Annotated in this window: 17 protein-coding genes and 2 riboswitches; of the genes, 7 read left to right on the plus strand and 10 right to left on the minus strand. The window is 40.1% G+C overall.

Annotated features, from left to right (window positions below; translation table 11 throughout):
* Positions 1-29 precede the first annotated feature (29 nt).
* Positions 30-473 (minus strand): DinB family protein, encoded by a 444-nt coding sequence (locus J4G36_RS12255; protein ID WP_210470648.1) that lies wholly within the window; start codon positions 471-473, stop codon positions 30-32.
* 41 nt (positions 474-514) lie between these two features.
* The gene (locus J4G36_RS12260) at positions 515-715 is read right to left on the minus strand and encodes a hypothetical protein (RefSeq protein ID WP_210470649.1); all 201 of its coding nucleotides are present in this window, start codon (positions 713-715) and stop codon (positions 515-517) included.
* A 145-nt stretch (positions 716-860) separates the two neighbouring features.
* On the opposite strand from J4G36_RS12260, the gene J4G36_RS12265 reads away from it, so the two are divergent.
* On the plus strand, positions 861-1,508 hold the full coding sequence (locus J4G36_RS12265) for a CPBP family intramembrane glutamic endopeptidase (protein ID WP_210470650.1): 648 nt from the start codon (positions 861-863) through the stop codon (positions 1,506-1,508).
* 46 nt (positions 1,509-1,554) lie between these two features.
* Here J4G36_RS12265 and J4G36_RS12270 read toward each other — a convergent pair whose 3' ends face one another.
* From J4G36_RS12270 to J4G36_RS12280, 3 genes are all read right to left on the minus strand, one after another.
* Entirely contained in the window at positions 1,555-3,222 is a 1,668-nt protein-coding gene (locus tag J4G36_RS12270) for a mechanosensitive ion channel (RefSeq protein ID WP_210470651.1), read from the minus strand.
* A 158-nt stretch (positions 3,223-3,380) separates the two neighbouring features.
* Positions 3,381-5,579, minus strand: coding sequence for a sensor histidine kinase (locus J4G36_RS12275; protein ID WP_210470652.1), 2,199 nt, complete (start codon positions 5,577-5,579; stop codon positions 3,381-3,383).
* A gap of 156 nt (positions 5,580-5,735) precedes the next feature.
* Positions 5,736-6,428 carry a response regulator transcription factor gene (locus tag J4G36_RS12280; protein WP_210470653.1) on the minus strand — a complete coding sequence of 231 codons (693 nt, stop codon included), beginning with the start codon at positions 6,426-6,428 and terminating at the stop codon, positions 5,736-5,738.
* Between the two features lie 214 nt (positions 6,429-6,642).
* Between J4G36_RS12280 and J4G36_RS12285 the strand changes: the two genes are divergently transcribed.
* Positions 6,643-7,566: a hypothetical protein gene (locus J4G36_RS12285; protein WP_210470654.1), complete on the plus strand. Its 924-nt coding sequence runs from the start codon at positions 6,643-6,645 to the stop codon at positions 7,564-7,566.
* Positions 7,567-7,574: 8 nt separating this feature from the next.
* Positions 7,575-8,123 (plus strand): hypothetical protein, encoded by a 549-nt coding sequence (locus J4G36_RS12290; protein ID WP_210470655.1) that lies wholly within the window; start codon positions 7,575-7,577, stop codon positions 8,121-8,123.
* Positions 8,124-8,129: 6 nt separating this feature from the next.
* Here J4G36_RS12290 and J4G36_RS12295 read toward each other — a convergent pair whose 3' ends face one another.
* Positions 8,130-9,017 (minus strand): EamA family transporter, encoded by an 888-nt coding sequence (locus tag J4G36_RS12295; protein WP_210470656.1) that lies wholly within the window; start codon positions 9,015-9,017, stop codon positions 8,130-8,132.
* A 202-nt stretch (positions 9,018-9,219) separates the two neighbouring features.
* Positions 9,220-9,264, plus strand: a riboswitch (PreQ1 riboswitch).
* Between the two features lie 7 nt (positions 9,265-9,271).
* Between J4G36_RS12295 and J4G36_RS12300 the strand changes: the two genes are divergently transcribed.
* The 4 genes from J4G36_RS12300 (at position 9,272) to J4G36_RS12315 (ending at position 13,593) form a co-directional block, all read left to right on the plus strand.
* Positions 9,272-9,772 (plus strand): QueT transporter family protein, encoded by a 501-nt coding sequence (locus J4G36_RS12300; protein WP_210470657.1) that lies wholly within the window; start codon positions 9,272-9,274, stop codon positions 9,770-9,772.
* A gap of 63 nt (positions 9,773-9,835) precedes the next feature.
* On the plus strand, positions 9,836-10,066 hold the full coding sequence (locus J4G36_RS12305) for a MerR family transcriptional regulator (protein ID WP_210470658.1): 231 nt from the start codon (positions 9,836-9,838) through the stop codon (positions 10,064-10,066).
* Positions 10,067-10,330: 264 nt separating this feature from the next.
* Positions 10,331-11,824: a BCCT family transporter gene (locus J4G36_RS12310; RefSeq protein WP_210470659.1), complete on the plus strand. Its 1,494-nt coding sequence runs from the start codon at positions 10,331-10,333 to the stop codon at positions 11,822-11,824.
* A 275-nt stretch (positions 11,825-12,099) separates the two neighbouring features.
* Positions 12,100-13,593, plus strand: coding sequence for a glycine betaine uptake BCCT transporter (locus tag J4G36_RS12315; protein ID WP_210470660.1), 1,494 nt, complete (start codon positions 12,100-12,102; stop codon positions 13,591-13,593).
* A 77-nt stretch (positions 13,594-13,670) separates the two neighbouring features.
* Here the strand turns inward: J4G36_RS12315 and J4G36_RS12320 are convergent, their stop codons facing one another.
* The 4 genes from J4G36_RS12320 to J4G36_RS12335 all read right to left on the minus strand — a co-directional run bounded on the left by J4G36_RS12320 (position 13,671) and on the right by J4G36_RS12335 (position 18,784).
* Positions 13,671-14,657, minus strand: coding sequence for a homoserine dehydrogenase (locus J4G36_RS12320; protein WP_210470661.1), 987 nt, complete (start codon positions 14,655-14,657; stop codon positions 13,671-13,673).
* On the minus strand, positions 14,615-15,688 hold the full coding sequence (gene metX, locus J4G36_RS12325) for a homoserine O-acetyltransferase MetX (protein WP_210470662.1): 1,074 nt from the start codon (positions 15,686-15,688) through the stop codon (positions 14,615-14,617). The genes J4G36_RS12320 and metX overlap by 43 nt, the downstream gene beginning before the upstream one ends.
* A gap of 27 nt (positions 15,689-15,715) precedes the next feature.
* Positions 15,716-17,008 (minus strand): O-acetylhomoserine aminocarboxypropyltransferase/cysteine synthase family protein, encoded by a 1,293-nt coding sequence (locus J4G36_RS12330; protein ID WP_210470663.1) that lies wholly within the window; start codon positions 17,006-17,008, stop codon positions 15,716-15,718.
* Between the two features lie 116 nt (positions 17,009-17,124).
* A riboswitch (SAM riboswitch) is annotated at positions 17,125-17,240 on the minus strand.
* A 185-nt stretch (positions 17,241-17,425) separates the two neighbouring features.
* Entirely contained in the window at positions 17,426-18,784 is a 1,359-nt protein-coding gene (locus tag J4G36_RS12335) for an aspartate aminotransferase family protein (RefSeq protein WP_210470664.1), read from the minus strand.
* Positions 18,785-18,813: the final 29 nt, after the last annotated feature.

Below are 18,813 nucleotides of genomic sequence, written 5' to 3' on the forward strand. Positions count from 1 at the left end.
TCAATTATGGGCGCTGACTTTTAGTCGTTTTATATGACTGTGGCACGATTTAATCCATCGATTATTCCTGTGTGCAGACCTTCATGCCAAATCGTAAATAAGATTAACGAATCGATTGTCTTGATCGTATGTTGACCAAAATTTATCGGATTTTCTAATGGTTCTTCGAGTGTCCCCGCAAGTACTTTCGTTAGACGTGGGGTTTGTGCTGTCAATGCAGCAATGACTTCTTCGTTTGAAGGAATATCCCCTTCCCATATTGCAGGCGAAGACCCTCTTACAAAAAGCGGAATCCAGTCGGCATTTACAATCTCATATTCTGCATCTACTAGATGTACAAAATACTCTAACGTCACACAGATATGTCCGGCGTTCCACCGTATTGTATTACTAAATCCAGTCGGTTGCGTATCCCACTCAGCATCAACTGATTGTTCCAGACGACCTAACGTATACAAACGCGCGAAATTCAACTGATTTAGGATTTCGATTACCAACACACTCATTTCTGGTTCTATGTTCTTTTTTTATGGTCACCGTAAGCGGATTGTTTATGTTCGTCTTGTTCTGTTTCTTTAAATTCATTTTCTCGGAAAACTTCCGTTTCATTCGATTCGGCTGGATCCGAAAGAGGTAGGTCAGCGTCTTTCTCCCCATGTTTACCAACTTTAGGTTCAAAATCAGCTTTGTTTGGATAATTTTTATGTGTTTTCATTGTTTATCGTCTCCTTCTACTAAGATTATTACTTAGCCTTACTATTATTATACCCGATTTCGAGTATAAAGACTATTTAGAAATTTACTCTTTACACAGCCCATTTCCCGACATATAGTATTAACAAAGACAGTGGAGGTGTGAAATGATAAAGGGACTTATATTCGCTTTGGCTAGTACTCTATTTTTACTTTGGATTGAACAAGGAATAGAAGTTTCGTATGTTTGGAAAACGATGGCAAAAATTATTCTTTTTCTTGTTATTCCACTAATCGTATTCAGGAAAACAAAACTAACTTTTCTGGAATTAAAAAAGACAGGCCGGACAAGCTTACGGATCGCATTTTTTTCCGGTCTTGTTATCATGTTCGTAATTATCGCAGCCTTTATTTTACTCATGCCTTCTATTGATATTGATTCGCTACTTTTAGACTTAAATGAACGAGCAGGTGTGACTGCCTCTGTATTTCCTTTTGTTGCACTTTACATTCTAATCGGGAATTCACTTTTAGAAGAGTTTTTCTTTCGCGGATTGTTGCCGAGCTTCTTTAAGCATAAGTTTTACAGGTTGTTAATCCCTTCCCTACTTTTCGCAGTCTATCATATCGCAATCTTTTTACCTTGGTTCAGCTTACCAATTCTCCTACTTGCTGTAATCGGTTTATGGGTTGGCGGTTTCATATTCCAATGGGTGAATGAGCGGAGCGGAACCATCTTACCCTCATGGATCATTCATATGTTTGCGGATATCGGCGTTCTATTAGTTGGGGTTTATATATTTTATTTCTATTAAAAGATGGGACTGCTAATAAATTAGCAGTCCCGTACTTTCATTACGTTTATGGTATTAGTGGATCGTCATTGTTTCCTTCGCCTTCAAACGGGTATCTCTCGCCCGGTTTCGGTTCATTATATGAAGCGTCTTGTCTTGGAGTTGAGTTTTTCGGGTCAACTTCCGCTTTATTTACAACATCTTTAATCTCGTTTTTAGCTTCGGCTTTTTCTTGTTCCCATTTTTCTTTTGAAACTTCAGCACCCGATAAGCTAGTTTCCATTTCTGATAAGTATCGTGAAGCATGCTCTCGGCCGCCTAGACCAAATGCAAGACCAAATGCGAGTGCAACGCCTCCGAGTATGAGAATAAACGCCGCATTGATAATCGCTGGTGCAATTCCAAGCTGACTTAGTGCCATGAAGAAGGCAAATGCTAGAATTGCATATTTCGCAACATATCGTAGAACATGCGGTGCACCGGATGGTTTTGTCATCACACTACCAACAAAACGTTCAGCAAGATTCGCTAACCAGAAGCCAACAGCTAGAATCACGACTGCTGCTAAAACCAGCGGCAAGTATGCAAATATGCCGGTAGCTAATGTCACCATGAAGTGTAAATTTACAACTTGCAATGCTTCAACAACGAACAACAAAATGACGACAATTTGTACAATTGTTCCTATAATCTCTGCTAGCGACGGCATAGAAGGTTTTACAGAACGAACGCCCATTTTGCCGAACAATGAATTGACACCTAAATTTTCAAGCAGTGATACAACAACACCTTTAATCCATTTCGCAAGCAATACGCCAACCAACACAAGTACGACTGCAATTATGATTTTCGGTATCATACCAACAACATCATGTAACATGCCAATGGCTGGTTCTGAAATCCCTCGTAAGTCAAGTGCTTCAAGTGAGGAAATCGTAACCGGAATCATGATGAGTATGAACACAATCGTTCCAACTAATTGTGAAAGGCTTGTTCCTTTTAAAAATGAAGATAGCTTTAATTTATTTGCAAAGCGATCTGTTCCAATTGATTCCAAGAATTTCGTTAAAACAACGCGGATAATCTTTGCAACGATAAACCCTACTGCAAAAATAATTGCTGCTCCGACCAATTTTGGTATAAAGTTTAAAAATCCTTGTAGTAATCCTTCAAATGGACCACTCACACCGCTTAATCCCAACGCATGCAAGACAGCTGGCATGAATAAGAGCAGTATTAGATAAAATGCAATATTGGAGGCATTATCAATCCATTTCGACTTATTTGCTTCCTCAGCAGATACACCGGCTTTCACAAAATACTTATTAAGATTTAACTTGTTCCCCGCCATGAGGATGAATTTCTTCACGACAAGTGCGAGAATCCAAGCAATAAATAAAATGAGTGCTGCTTTTAAAATACCCAGAATAGCACCCGCAAACCCTGAATAAATTGAAACAAACGGTGTTGCAATTAGGCTCATATTCATAACATTAAAGAACATAATCAATGCGAGTAGCATGATACCCCAAAATACAACTTTACTAATAATCTTTTCGATATTCCATTTCGATTCTGTGGTTCCAAGACGTTCATTCATGCGAAATTTACGCAGAAGCTTGTAAACCGCTCCTTGGACAACCTTCGCAACAATGAATCCAACAAGTAAAATTAGTAAGCCAATTAATAAATCAGGCAACCAACTTAAATATCCTTGCATTGTAAAGTCTGACATTAAATTTCCTCCCATCATTTTGTTTCTTCCATATTGTTCTATTCCTACTAATGCTTCAAAATAAACATATTTTTGATAAACATTCTACTAATCTCTGGAAATACTACATAAAAAAACTGTACAACAACGCTAGATTAGCATGTTGTACAGTTTTACTATTAAATGAGTGGAACGAATACAGTTACTTTAAATAAATCCCCATCTACATCGATTTTCATTTCACCTTCATGCATATCGACAATGGATTGGGCGATTGCAAGACCGAGACCTGAGCCGTCTGTATGACGCGATGTATCTGCACGTTTAAAGCGTTCGAATAGTTCATCACCGTTCTCATTTAATTCATACTTGGAGATGTTTTTCAGTTCGAACTTTGCTAAGTCTCCCGCTGATTTTAGCGTAATGTAAACGCGAGTACCGGGCATCGAATATTTGATCGCATTGACGATTAAATTATCTAGAACACGCCACCATCTTTGGCCATCAACATTTGCAACAATTTCAGTGTCCGGTAAGTTCACCCGGAAATCAAGGCCGGTTGCTAAAATATCATCCGCATGTTCCGCTAGTGCCTGTTGGAGTAATTGCGTCAAATCGACTCGTTGTTTATGAAGTTCTAAGTTTCCGCTGGCCATTTTCGATACTTCAAACAAGTCTTCGATTAATGTTTTCAATCGTTGTGATTTTTTATCAAGGATATCTACATATTTATGACGTTCTTCCTCTGTTAATTGCGGTGATTTCAATAAATCCGTGTACGTAATGATCGATGTAAGCGGTGTGCGTAAATCATGACTCACGTTGGTGATGAGTTCGGTTTTTAACCGTTCACTTTTCGCTTGCTCTGTCATCGATACTTTTACGCCTTCGCGCAGGTTGTTCAGATTTTTTGCGTGATTGGAAAGAGGTGACTTTCCTTCAATCCTAATTTCATCTTGTAGGCGTCCTTGCGCCATTTTTTCTGTCGCAATAATAATTCGGTTTAAGTAAGCTGAGCGTCTCATGAAAATATAGAGTACTGGTAAACCAAAAAACATGACACATATTGCGTAAATGACAAGAAATATTGGATCAAAAAACATAAAAGTGAAACCAATGCCTGCTAGAAAAAATCCAATGAGCAAGATAAACGTTTGAATGCCAATGGTTTTTTCCAGGAAGATTTCCTGTAGGGACCTAAAAAACTTCACAACGTAACTGCTTGCTATATCTGTTTCTAGTACCTCTTTATGCTTCCATCGATCAACACAATTGACAAACTGAAACGCAATGGCCGCGATTGCGATTGCGAAAATGACGAGCCAACTACCATGTACAAGTAAATTTCCAGAATAGATTTGGAAGTAATGGCTAGGTTGTGCTTTCCGATAAATAATTTCGGTCGTAATTAGGATAGACAAGAAGAACAAACCAGCTTTCATGTCTATTTTCAAGTTATCGTAGCGCGCATCGAAACTTGTGTTTGTTACCCATTCTTTTCTAAACTTAACTAGGGTAAATAAAACGACCGCTGTTAGTAATCCTACTATCCACATTGCATAGGATGCATATTTCCTTTTATTAAATTCTGTCACTTGGCTATTCAAATAACCAGAAGCTAATGCAGTATTTGGGACAATAACTTCCCCTTCGAATGTCTTCACTTGGTTGTTAAATAAGGACGGATTGCCATTCGTCATTTCATCGAGCCCATCTAAAATAGCGGGCGGCCCTTCGGTGTAGTGATTACGTGGAATGGAATTCGCTTTGAATAATCCTTCCTCTTGATTAAACACCTTTTTGTATACTGATTTCACAGTTACACTACCGGATGAAAATATTTCACCAGTTTCCGCGTCCGTTAGATGATAGGCTATCGGAAAAAGTGACAGTTCAGTACCCTTAAGTTCATTTATATATTTTTCTAAAACAATTTCTTTTTCTGCTCGAATTTTGGCTTCAACATGCTCATCACTTTCGAAATTCTTCTCAACATCAGCGACTTTCATATCTCGTTCTTTGATTAATGCGGCTTCAAGTTTTTTATTCCCCGATGACTTAGCTTCATTCACTTGTTCCTCGTACTGGTCATGAAGATTGGTCAGTTGATCGGAAAGAGTACCATAATAATTGCGATGTTCCTCTATTTCATCACTTGTAACTGGAATTTTCTTTTTGGCTTCTTCAACATCAAGTGGGTTTAAAACCGCAGGCCCCAGCATATTATAAAAACTATCCATTTCCCTTTGAAAGTCTTCTGTATCGAAATAGGTTTTCCCAATATAAGCGGGCGAAAATTGCACTGCCGAGGGTATGGCTATTAATAGCAAGGCCGCGAGTAGTGCCCAGATAAAAAGCTGGATTTTATTATTCTTCATGACGATAAGCCTCCGCTAAACATTCTTGTAAGTTGGACAATCATCCGGTTGGACCGGAATATTTCTCCGTAATACAGTTCGAAAATATGTGTAAAACAATAACCGATGCTAACGGTTGCTATGATGAGGGCAATAATTGACCAGATAAATGCGCTTTTACTTCTCGATTTTGTAGCCAATACCCCACACCACTTTCACATATCGCGGATTTTTTGGATCTGCCTCAATCTTTTCACGGATTTTCCGAATATGAACCGCAACGATATTTTCAGCATTGTATGCCTGTTCGTTCCAAACGCGTTCGTAAATTTCATTGATCGAAAAAACACGTCCTGCATTTTTCATCAGTAATTCAGTTATTTTATATTCAATCGGCGTTAGTTTTACACCAACCCCATCAACCGTGATTTCTTTTGCTTCTTCATCAAGTGAAAGTCCATCAATGACAATCGTCTTTTGAGAACCTTCGTATGTGCCAAATTGAACATAACGACGTAATTGCGATTTGACACGGGCCATTAATTCCATTGGATGGAAAGGTTTTGTTACGTAATCATCGGCACCTACTGATAAACCGTGTATTTTATCGGAGTCTTCCGCCTTGGCACTTAACATTATAATCGGGATATTTTTCTCTTCCCTTATTTTGAATGTTGCTGTAATCCCATCCATATTCGGCATCATAATATCAAGAATAAGTAGATGTACTGTTTGTGAACCTAGAAGTTCAAGCGCCTCTTTGCCATCTGCTGCCTTCAGCACCTCATACCCTTCATTTTTCAAATATATTTCAATGCCATCTCGAATCTCTTGGTCGTCATCCGCGACAAGGATTGTAAATTTAGCCATCATCCGCACCTCGCTTTCTTCTATGATACCAATTCTACTCGGTAAATCTTAACTTTCAGGCATACAAATTATGAAGACTTTCTTAAGATGTGATTTTATCTTTTTGTTCATGAACAATCTACAGATTGGCAGGAAAAATATGTATAGTGAATATGTTTTTTATATAGTATACTGAATTCAATGATTGTTCTTATTCATTGGAGGGGGGAGCCATTTGAAAGGTCGTATCTTTTGGCCTGCATTGTTTATAATAGGCCTTAGTTGGATTTTGAATTCTTATTATGCATATTCCAAACAACTTAATGAGCCGATATTTCTGGATCATTACATTGAACATTCAGTGGATGAGGAAGGTTTAAACTATCTCACGCTTTACTATTTAACAAATATCAATGATGATTCCCATGTCTCTCATGTAACTTTCGAAGGCATCAACGGTTATCCGGCTCAGGATGACAATTTCTATGACCTCGGCTTCTATACAGATGAAGTTACGCCCGATTTACAAACATTTACGCATTATTCATTGCGCGAAATTCAGATTGCATTAGCCTCATACGATTTAGAGGAATTATTAAAAGAGGAAGATGAACTGATCACCCACGAAATGAAAGTGTTCTTTTACGATGGGCGGGAGATCACTGTCCCCATCGGCGAAATTGTGCTTCGTAAACCCTACGAATTTGGAGATGCTCTTGGCCAATGGGGTTCATCTAGTGGAGATAATTGGAATATACTTACGTACAGGGCCTATGAAGCGCTAACCATTGACAGCATAACATTCGATTTTGCAGATGTTTTACAAGACCAGTTCTTTGTGAAATTCGACTCTACAAACACTGCAACCCTTCATGAAGAAACGCATGATATTCTTGCGAACACAAATTGGCGTGACGTTCCTGGTATCGATATTCGGGATTTAAAGTTCCCGCTTGAGTTGCAAGAGGACGAATATATTACACTTTACACGCAGACTTCACCGAACTTTTTTGGTTCCTTGCAATCTTCTTTCCTATTTACTGGATCAACTGAAAACGGAAAACCATTTACATCCAATAGCACATTTAATAGCCAGTTACCTAATTTAAATCAAGAAGATGTTGACAGGCTGATTCATGAAAGAGGTGCTTCAAAATGAAAAGTGCTTTGAATTTAATTTTTTGGGGATACCTCTTTGTACTACTACAATTTAATATTGAGATGATTGACATACTTCCCGATCCTATTGGTTATTGTTTAATCGCATCGGGCTGTTTTGGACTTCGAGAACATTATCCAATCGCACAAAAAGCAGGAATTTTTGCTGTCGGAATGATTTTCGTGTCCATTCCAACTACTTTTGTTAATCTAGACGGGGTAATTTCTTTTGGCTGGGGCATCTATTCAGCTGGATTGCTTTTTTTAAAATTAATTCTTGCTTACGCTGTTTTCTTGATTTTGAAAAGGATAGTGGAAGATTACGAACATACAGCATTAATTAATCGGACGAACACTGTCTTTACTTTTTATATGACATTCAATCTACTTTCATTAGCTTTCTTGTCTTTTTCAATGAATATGCCAAGTCATTCATGGCTTGCAGTTGTTGCGATACTCACATTTATTATGGAAATCATATTTATTGTTTTAATACGGGCAATTCGAAATGCCGAGCCCGTTCATGCGGAACCTATAATAGATGCACCCATAAACTAAGCCATGTCATTCACACGCGACATGGCTTTCTTTTGTTTTTCGTCTACTCATTGTTAAAACCAAAATCCCGCCGAGCAGCATGACAATTCCAATCCATGAGGTTAAAATTAAGCGCTCTCCTACAATAAAAACACTTAGCAAAGCCGCTGTGAGCGGTTCTGCAAGTGAAAGCGTTACGGCAGATGAGGAAGGTATGCGTTTCAGCCCCGTTGAAAATAGAATATAGGCAACGCTCGTCGTTGCGATTCCAAGGTAGATGACCACTGCAATTCCGCTTCCAGTCAGCAGCCCCTCCGTGTCAAATCGTAAAAGAAATGGCAGTAACATAAGTGCACTCATTGAAAAGATGACTGCAACGGCGGGAATAGCTTCCGTTTTTTCAAGGACTTCTTTATTGACAAGTGCATAAAACGCAAATAATAGTCCAGCGCCGAGCGACATTGTCACGCCAATTGGATTGACGGCGATTCCATCATTTTTTATAAAGAGCAAGGCGCATCCAACAATTGCGAGTAACGTCGCAATCATCCATACGCCATTTGGGCGACGTTTCAATACAAGCCATTCTATAAATCCTGAAAAAACGGGTGCGCTTCCAATGATCACAACCGTCCCAATCGCAATTCCAGTTAGTCTTACAGAAGAGAAAAACAAATACTGGAAGACAGCCATCGAAATTGCAGCATATATCGTGGGACGCCACGGCCAGTTTCGAAAATCTATTTTTCGCATGATCAGTAAAATAGCTAATAATGTGAAACCACCCACCGCGAGTCTTGAGGCCCCTACCGCTAGTGGATGAATTGTTTGCGGCATGAACGTTTGAGCTGTTCCCGTTGTCCCCCAAAGCACAGCCCCTAACAAAACTAGACAATATGAAAGACGTTGTGACAAAGCTTCCCCTCCAATCGCTTTACTATTAGAATACCATTCTTTGTACCTATAAACACACCATGTATCAAGAACACACTATCTCCTTTTCATTGTTTGCAGACTAAGGAACATCCTCAAGTCTTCCAATTACCGGGTGCGCTTCATAATAAAACCGCTTCACATTTTCCACGGGATGTGTATAATGGATAAAGTTATGCTATATGAATACGTGGTTCGTAACCATCCCACGGAAAAAAACTAAGGAGAAATGAATAATGAACGTTAGAACTATGGCTACGAGTGGTGTTATTGCCGCTTTGTATGTGGCTGTTACATTTTTGATCGTCCCTTTCGGATTTATGCTCGTTCAATTTCGAGTTTCAGAGATATTTAATCATCTCGTTGTTTTTAATAAAAAGTATATATTCGGGATTGTAATTGGCGTCCTCGTTGCCAACTTTCTTTTCTCACCGATTTTAGTTGATGTCGTTTTTGGCGTGTTTCATTCTTTACTTGCTCTTTCCATTACGATTATTTCAGCGAAATTCATTAAAGGCATTATTAAAAGAATGTTGGTTAACACCGCAGTTTTCACAATTTTAATGATTATCATCGCTTATCAACTTAAAATTTTTGCAGATATACCAGATTACAATGGAATCCCGTTTCTATCCGTGTATCTAATCCTTGCACTTGGTGAATTCATAATTATGGCGATTGGCGTGCCAATTATGTATGCATTGAATAAACGATTAGATTTCAAAAAACTTATTTAATCTTTAATACCCACCATTTCAGTCTGAAATGGTGGGTATTTTACTAAGGAGGCGTGCGAAACGATGTATATTACAATCCCAAAGGCTGCTGAGCAACTTGGTATGCCTGTCGAACAAGTCACTAAATACGTACTGGAAGGACGCATTCGTGCGGTTCATGACGGAGAACAGTTTATGATTAACCAAGACCAGTTCGAACTGTATTTTGATCAACTTGAAATCGCAAAACAGCAATTGACTGAATGGTTGAATGAGCCGCTTCCACCTGACCGAGATATAAAAGACGAGGATTAATAGGTTTAAAGTCTTGAATGTTCTTCGATCTATACCAAGTCTTTTTATTCATTTATGATTTATTTTCAACAAAAATGAAAAGCTAATTTAGTACTCTTCCTCCTCTATCGAAACTCAATTCTGTAGCAATACAAGTGACGATAAAACCATGCATAAAAGCTTTGAAATTCGGAATACTACCCTTAAAACTTGATTTGCCTAAAAAATCGATTCTGTTATAGTAGAAAATCATGTGCAAAAAACCAAATATTAGTAGGGGGAAAAATGAAGAAAATATCAAATGTATTTTTTATAACAATCGCACTGATTATCATAGCTGTTGGCTATGGTGCCATTGCACCGGAAAGTTTTGAGGCCATTACAACAAACATTAAAAACCTTGTTGCGTCAACATTTGGTTGGTATTATATGATGTTGATGTCATTTATGGTTGCCTTAGCAATTTTTCTTCTTTTAAGTCCATATGGAAAAATTCGTTTAGGTAAAGACACGGACCGTCCGCAATTTTCAACAGTTACATGGATTGCCATGCTATTTTCTGCAGGAATGGGAATCGGACTTGTATTTTACGGCGCTGCAGAACCGTTATCGCACTTTGCAATCAATCCAGCGACAGAAGATCCAAATACTGCGGCAGCTTTTAAAGAAAGTTTGCGACAAACTTATTTTCACTGGGGATTTCATGTATGGGCGATGTATGGCATTATTGCCTTATCTTTAGCTTTCTTTCAGTTCAGAAAAGACGAACCGGGCTTAATTTCAGCAACATTGAAGCCGATTTTCGGCAAAAAAATGGAAGGTCCATGGGGTATTCTTGTTGACGTTCTAGCCGTATTCGCGACTGCATTTGGCGTCGCCACTTCACTCGGCTTCGGTGCTGTTCAAATTAACGCAGGCCTCAATCACTTATTCGGAATTGAGATTGGCATTACTTCACAATTCTTCATCGTTGCTGTCGTGACAGTTTTATTCATCGCATCATCATGGACAGGCTTAAGCAAAGGGATTAAGTATTTATCAAACACCAACTTAGTCGTTGCCCTTGTGCTTCTAGGCTTGGTTGTCATTCTGGGACCGACTTTACTTATTTTAAATATGTTTACAGATTCGTTTGGAGGCTACCTTGCACACCTCATTGAGATGAGCTTTCGTACAGCCCCGTTGGATAGCGATAATCGGGCATGGCTTGATGGTTGGACAATTTTCTATTGGGCTTGGTGGATCTCATGGGCGCCGTTTGTCAGCATGTTTATTGCCCGTGTTTCAAAAGGCCGGACAATTCGTGAATTTTTAGTTGGCGTACTCATTGCACCCACTATTTTGGTCACATTTTGGTTCGCCGCATTCGGCGCAACCGCAAATGATATCCAAATGAGTGGCCTTTCCGATTTAACAAAGTTTAGTACGGAACTGACGATTTTTGCGATGTTTGACGCAATGCCTGGATCATTATTCCTTTCGATTACTGCTGTTATCTTAATCGCTTCGTTTTTCATTACGTCGGCAGACTCTGCAACATTCGTGTTGGGTATCCAATCTACGAACGGATCATTGACGCCGCCGAACACTGTGAAGCTCATCTGGGGACTGATTCAGTCAACAATTGCCGTCATATTGCTATCAGTGAACGGGTTAACCGCTTTACAAAACACCATAACGATCGCAGCTTTACCGTTTTCCTTCATCATGTTGCTCATGGTTGTTGCATTAATGAAAGCACTAAAAGCGGAAGCTATATTAATCAAAAAAGGAAAGTAATGTGAAGTCGATTATATTTTAAAAATATAATCATTATTTAATACCCACCATTTCAGTTTATACAATTGAAAAGGTGGGTATTTTGTTTAGAAGGGATTGTTATATGTACGGATCAGCGAAAAAACTTAAGAATTGACCACTTCCACGTGATATAGATATAAATAACGAGGACTAAAATACGCATTAGAATCGTTCGCTAGCGTAGCGGTTGTATTTAATAATGGATATGATATAGTTGAAAATTATATCGAAATCGTAATTCTATAGGAGGGTCTATGAGAAAAATATCAAATGTATTTTATATAACTATGGCACTGATTATTTTAGCAGTTGGCTATGGAGCTTTGGCACCGGACAGCTTTGAAGCCGTTACAACAACCATCAAGGACTTTGTTGCCTCAACATTCGGTTGGTATTACATGGTACTTATGTCATTCATGTTGGCGTTTTGTGTATTTATTATATTAAGTCCGTATGGGAAAATCCGGCTTGGTAAAGATTCCGATCGGCCACAATTTTCGACGGTCACTTGGATTGCAATGCTGTTTTCTGCTGGTATGGGTATAGGTCTTGTCTTTTACGGGGCTGCGGAACCATTATCACACTACGCAATCAGTCCAGCGACAGCGGATCCAAATACAGCGGCAGCGTTTAAAGAAGGATTACGTCAGTCATTTTTCCATTGGGGATTCCACGTTTGGGCTATGTATGCAATTGTTGCCCTATCGCTAGCATTCTTTCAGTTCCGTAAAGGAGAACCAGGTTTAATTTCAGCAACATTGAAGCCGATTTTCGGTAAGAAAATGGAAGGTCCATGGGGTATTTTCGTTGATGTTCTTGCCGTTTTCGCTACAACGTTCGGAGTCGCAACTTCGCTCGGCTTCGGCGCTGTTCAAATTAATGCCGGGTTGAATTATCTGTTTGGTATTGAAATTGGGATTTTCCCTCAACTCATTATTATAGCAATCGTCACTGTTTTGTTTGTTATATCAGCTTGGTCAGGACTTAGCCGAGGGATTAAATATTTATCAAATATGAATCTTGTATTAGCTGTTGTTCTACTCTTATTTGTTCTAATTCTTGGACCGACATTGCTGATTTTGAATATGTTCACGGATTCATTTGGTGGTTATTTGGCAAACATTGTTGATATGAGTTTTCGAACAGCGCCACTCGATGAAGGTAATCGAGAATGGCTAAATGGTTGGACGATATTCTACTGGGCATGGTGGATTGCTTGGGCACCATTTGTGAGTATGTTCATCGCCCGTGTATCAAAAGGACGTACAATTCGAGAGTTTTTAATAGGCGTTCTACTTGCGCCGACAATTTTAGGAGCGTTCTGGTTGGCGACATTTGGTACAACCGCTGTGAATATGCAAAAGGTTGGCGTTCGTGATTTAGCTAGCACATCGACAGAGCTCACTATTTTTGAAATGTTTAGCGCGATGCCTTGGCCATGGGTACTGTCAATCGTAGCCGTCTTGTTGATATCATCATTCTTTATTACTTCAGCGGATTCTGCGACATTCGTTCTTGGTATGCTATCAACAAATGGCTCGTTAACACCTCCAAATGTTGTAAAACTTGGCTGGGGTGCTATCCAATCGACGATTGCTGTCATCTTATTATCCGTAAATGGCTTAACCGCTTTGCAGAACACAATCATTATAGCGGCTTTACCTTTCTCGTTCATTATATTACTAATGGTCGTCGCATTACTTAAAGGGTTAAAAGCGGAGATGCTGTTAATCAAGAGAAGAAAATAACAAAACCGACTTACATTTAGTTTCTTAAAATGTAAGTCGGTTTTTTATCTAGCTCCAGGCGCCTTGCGCTTTTGTTCTTAGCTTGGAATAAGTATTTTTTCGCGTTTTCCCACAATGTGGAGAAAGTCACTAACCATTGCGCTTGCTGTTGGGTACATGCCCGCTCCTGGGCCAATGAGCGTTAACGCTCCGAGGTATTCGGTATCCACGATGATTGCATTATCCACGCCGTCAACCCCGTATAGCGGATGATCCGAACCAATCACTACTGGACCAACACTTCCTGAAGGAGTTCCGTCCTCGTCTATTGAAATGTCTGCAATATGGCGATAACGTAGACCTTTTTCCGTTGCAGTTAATACATCAGACGCGTGGATTTTATCAATACCATTAACGGCAATGTCATCCCATTTCGGTTGACGTCCGAATGCTAAATCACTCAAAATCATCAGTTTTCGAAATGCATCTTTCCCGCCGATATCATCCGATGGATCTGCTTCTGCATACCCTTTAGACTGCGCTTCCTCAAGCGCGACTTCGAATGGTACGTTATCTTGCCTCATTTTCGTTAAGATAAAGTTTGAAGTGCCGTTCAAGATTCCTTGAATACGTCGAACCTGATCTGCTTTCAATAAGTTCTCAAGCGTGCGAATAATCGGTACCCCGCCTGCTGTTGTGGCTTCGAACCCGATTTTCACATGATGACTTTTGGCTAGTTTTATAAGAGCCGGACCATGCTTGGCAAACATCGCTTTGTTTGCAGTAATTACATTTATCCCTTTCGAGATTGCTTTCGATAGATACGTGAATGCCGGATCTTCTCCGATAATCGCTTCGAATATGAGGCCTATATCCGGGTTTTCGAAAACGTCGTGAATGGAATCTGTAATTTTGACGCCTGGCGTTTCGATTCTTTTTTTTGTGACGTCACGAACTACAATTGAAGAAATTTCAATTGTAAAACCCGTTTGCGACTTAATTTCATTCTTCTTTTCTTTTAATATTCGGTATATGCCTTCACCTACAGTACCGAAGCCAAGTATAGCGACTTTGATTGTCGACAAGTTGCCACCTCCATGGACTGTTTGATGAAAAGTCCCCATTTATTATATTCCGTTAAAAACCCGTCATGACCAAATTCCGTATTTATTAAACAAAAGTTAGAATTCTTCAATTGATGGCAAAATGCCCGAATTGATTCTGGCGGATAGATTAAATCATGCGTGAATCCCATCATGACTGTCTTTGCTTTAATTTGTTTTGCCGCTTCTCGAATTCCACCTCTGCCCCGTCCAATATCATGCGTATTCATCGCTCGCAGTAGTGTGCAGTAACTATTCGGGTCAAAATGCGTCGTGATCTTTTTTCCGACGTGATGAAGATACGACTCAACTTCGTACTCGCCACTATTCGATTCATCGCGTGCAAAACGCTCATTGAACAATTGACTGGATCGATACGTCACCATTCCAGCCATTCGAGCTGTTTCGAATCCCTTTACGTCAGCCGAATCTCCATAATTTCCATTCGCAAAATCATCATCGCTTTCAATTGCATGTAAGCCAATGCAGTTAAAAGCAATGCCATAAGCGCTTAGAGATGGCGTTACGGCAAGTGGCAACAAAAGATCCATATCATCTGGATAGAGAAGCCCCCACTCCAAAGCGCGCATACCACCAAGCGAACCGCCAATGACTGTATGCAATTTATCGATTCCAAGAACCGATAACGCCTTTCGCTCCGCATGCACCATATCTCGTATTGAGATTTCCGGAAATGTTTGGCGATAGGGTCTATTGGTTTTCGGGTTTATAGATAATGGCCCGGTAGAACCATCACAACCACCAAGTACATTAAACGAAATGACGGAAAACTCATTCGTATCGATGCTTTTTCCGTCGCCTACTAATCCATTCCACCACCCGGGCTCATCCACCGTACCGATAACTTTATGATTACCAGTCAATGCATGACAGACGAGCACGGTTGGTGCATGATCAATTTTTGCCCATTCGTAAGCGAGATGGACTTGGTCGAGTACAACACCAGACGCTAACATCAAATTTCCAATCTTCACAATTCCAGTCTCTACCATGGTCTCACCCCGTTTACTAATTTCAAATTATCCTGCAGTAACAGGAACAGCTTTTTCAATTGCTTGCGCAAGATCTGCAATAATATCTTCCACGGATTCAAGCCCTACTGCCAGTCGTATTAATTCTTCAGTAACGCCTGATTTTTTCAAGTCTTCAGGCCCAAGTTGTTGATGCGTTGTTGAAGCCGGGTGGATAATTAATGATTTAGCGTCCCCGACGTTTGCAACATGCGACCAAATATTGACGTTGTCAATGACTTTACGTCCCGCTTCGCGACCGCCTTTAATACCGAAGTTGACGATAGAACCAAAACCGTTTTTCAAATATTTCTTCCCTAATTCATATGAGGGATGTTCTTCCAGGCCGTTGTACGTAACCCATTCAACAGAAGGATGTTCTTTTAAGTATTTCACGACTTTAAGTGCATTTTCATTATGTTTTGGCACACGTAAGTGAAGTGTCTCTAGTCCTTGTAAAAAGTTAAATGCGCTATCCGGATTTAAACATGGACCGAAATCGCGTAATAGTTGAACTCGAAGCTTCGTCGCAAATGCAGCCCCTGCTGTATCAATTCCATAACGTAAACCGTGATACGTCGTATCTGGCTCTGTAAAACCAGGGAACCTCCCTTGTGTCCAGTCAAATGTTCCGGCATCTACTGCAATCCCGCCAATTGTCGTTCCGTGTCCACCAATCCATTTCGTAGCCGAATGAATGACGACATCTGCGCCAAACTCTATTGGATTTGATCCGTATGGCGAAGGAAAAGTATTGTCGATTAGAAGCGGAATCCCATTTTTATGTGCAATATTTGCAACTGCTTCGATATCCAATACATTCAGACTTGGGTTGCCGATTGTTTCCGCAAAAAACCCTTTTGTTTTCTCAGTAATTGCGTTACGGAAGTTTTCTGGGTCAGTCGAATCTACAAATTTCACATTGATGCCATATCGTGGAAGTGTCACAGCGAATAAATTAAACGTTCCACCGTATAAGTTTTCAGCGGCTATAATTTCATCCCCGGCTTCTGCAATATTCATTATGGAGAACGCAATTGCAGCCATTCCTGAAGAAAGCGCGACCGCTGCCGTTCCACCTTCTAACAAAGCAACGCGCTGTTCAAATACATCAACAGTTGGATTCGTAATACGCGAATAAATATTCCCCGCTTTTGTTAATCCAAAGACACCTTGGGCATGTTCCGTATCCGGAAAAACAAATGAAGTCGTTCTATGAATCGGTACAGCGCGTGAACCGGTTACTGGATCTGGCTCTTGGCCACCGTGTAGTAGTTGAGTTTCTGGTTTTAAGTTTGTCATTTTTCATTACCTCCAAGTTTTTTTATTTGATGGAAGTGCAGTGACGATTGGGGAAATTTAAATATAAAAATAACCCCCTTCGTGTAAGAAGAGGGTTATGCTTTCGCTAATTCCTCCTCTCATCTTTCAGATCGTTTGCACGAATCTGTAGGAAGTAGCACCTTTGCAAGTTGGACACTTGCTGGTTGCCGGGCATCGCAGGGCCTAATCCCTCCGCCGCTCTAGATAAGAGTATGATGATTCTGTTTTCCATCTTGTTACACAGTATAGAACTGACTATACAGAAAAGTCAAGTGATTTTTAAAAATAAGTTTCAGATTGTATTGTTAACTTCTTATTCATTCCCTAGTGCTTCTACTTTCACTCGCATTGAAGATTTTTCGCAGAAAAAAGAGGTGGACATCCACCTCTTTCAACTTATTTATTCTCTGCAAACACCTTTTTGATCACCGTAACAATAAAATCGAAATCCTCATCGGTACAGGATAGTGGCGGGCTAAGCGCAACAATATTGTTGAATCCAGCAACCGTATCACCGTTCCTTCCAACAATGAGTCCATTTGCCTTACAATCCCCGATAATCTTTGCGACACGCTCATTCGTCGCTGGCTCCCTCGTTTCTTTGTCTTCAACAAGTTCGATGCCTAATAGAAAACCAAGTCCTCTGATATCTCCAACAAAAGGATGATCTTTCAAGTGAGCCAACTCTTTTTGAAGTCGTTCGCCAAGTTCAGCTGAACGTTCAAAAAGATTTTCATCCTCCATAATCTCGATATTCTTTAATGCCACGGCACAAGCCGCTGGATTCCCGCCAAATGTATTTATATGTCGTAGATGGCTATTTTCCTCACCTGTATCGAACTTGTCATAAATATCTTTACGAACAGCCGTGACAGACAACGGTAAGTAAGCGCTCGTCAGTCCTTTTGCCATTGTAATGATATCCGGCTTCAGTTTAAAATGTTGATGTCCAAATGCCTTTCCAGTTCGTCCAAAACCACAAATGACTTCGTCAATAATGAGCAAAACACCGTGACGATCGCATATCTCTTGAACCTTTTCAAGGTAAACTGGATGCGGAATTAGTACGCCGCCCCCTGTTATTAGTGGTTCCATAATGATCCCTGCAATCGTTTCTTTTTGCTCCCAAATGATTTTCTCTTCAAACTCTTCTGCACGTTGAATATTATACTCCTCAACTGATTGCCCTTTTGGACGACGGTAATTATCTGGTGGCGCAACGTGTAGAAATCCAGGTGCAAGCGGTTCGTATTTGTATTTACGCAACGCCTGACCCGTTGCCGCTAATGCCCCCATCGAACTTCCGTGGTAGGCCCGGTAGCGTGAAATGAACTTATAGCGAGATGGATCCCCGTTTTGCTGATGGTATTGACGCGCTATCTTAAAAGCTACCTCGTTGGCATCCGATCCACTGTTCGAATAAATGATTTGGTAATCATCGCCGAGCATTTCATTTAACTTTTCAGCTAGCTTAATGGCCGGTTCATGGCTTTGCGTCATCGGCGCATACGCCATCTTTAACATTTGATCGTATGCCGCTTTTGCTAATACTTCACGACCATACCCTACGTTAACAGCCCAAAGCCCAGCCATTCCGTCAAGATAACGATTGCCTTCATGATCAGTTATCCAAGCCCCTTCTCCACTTTCCCATACCATTGGTGGACTCTTTTTATTGTAGGCGGATATATGATGCCAAACATTTTCCCGATCCTTTTCAACTAATGATTTTTTTTCACTTTTAACTGTCGTCATTCCTTCTACTCCCTTCAATAAATACTTTT

Source organism: Sporosarcina sp. 6E9 (genome assembly GCF_017921835.1).
GTDB lineage: Bacteria > Bacillota > Bacilli > Bacillales_A > Planococcaceae > Sporosarcina.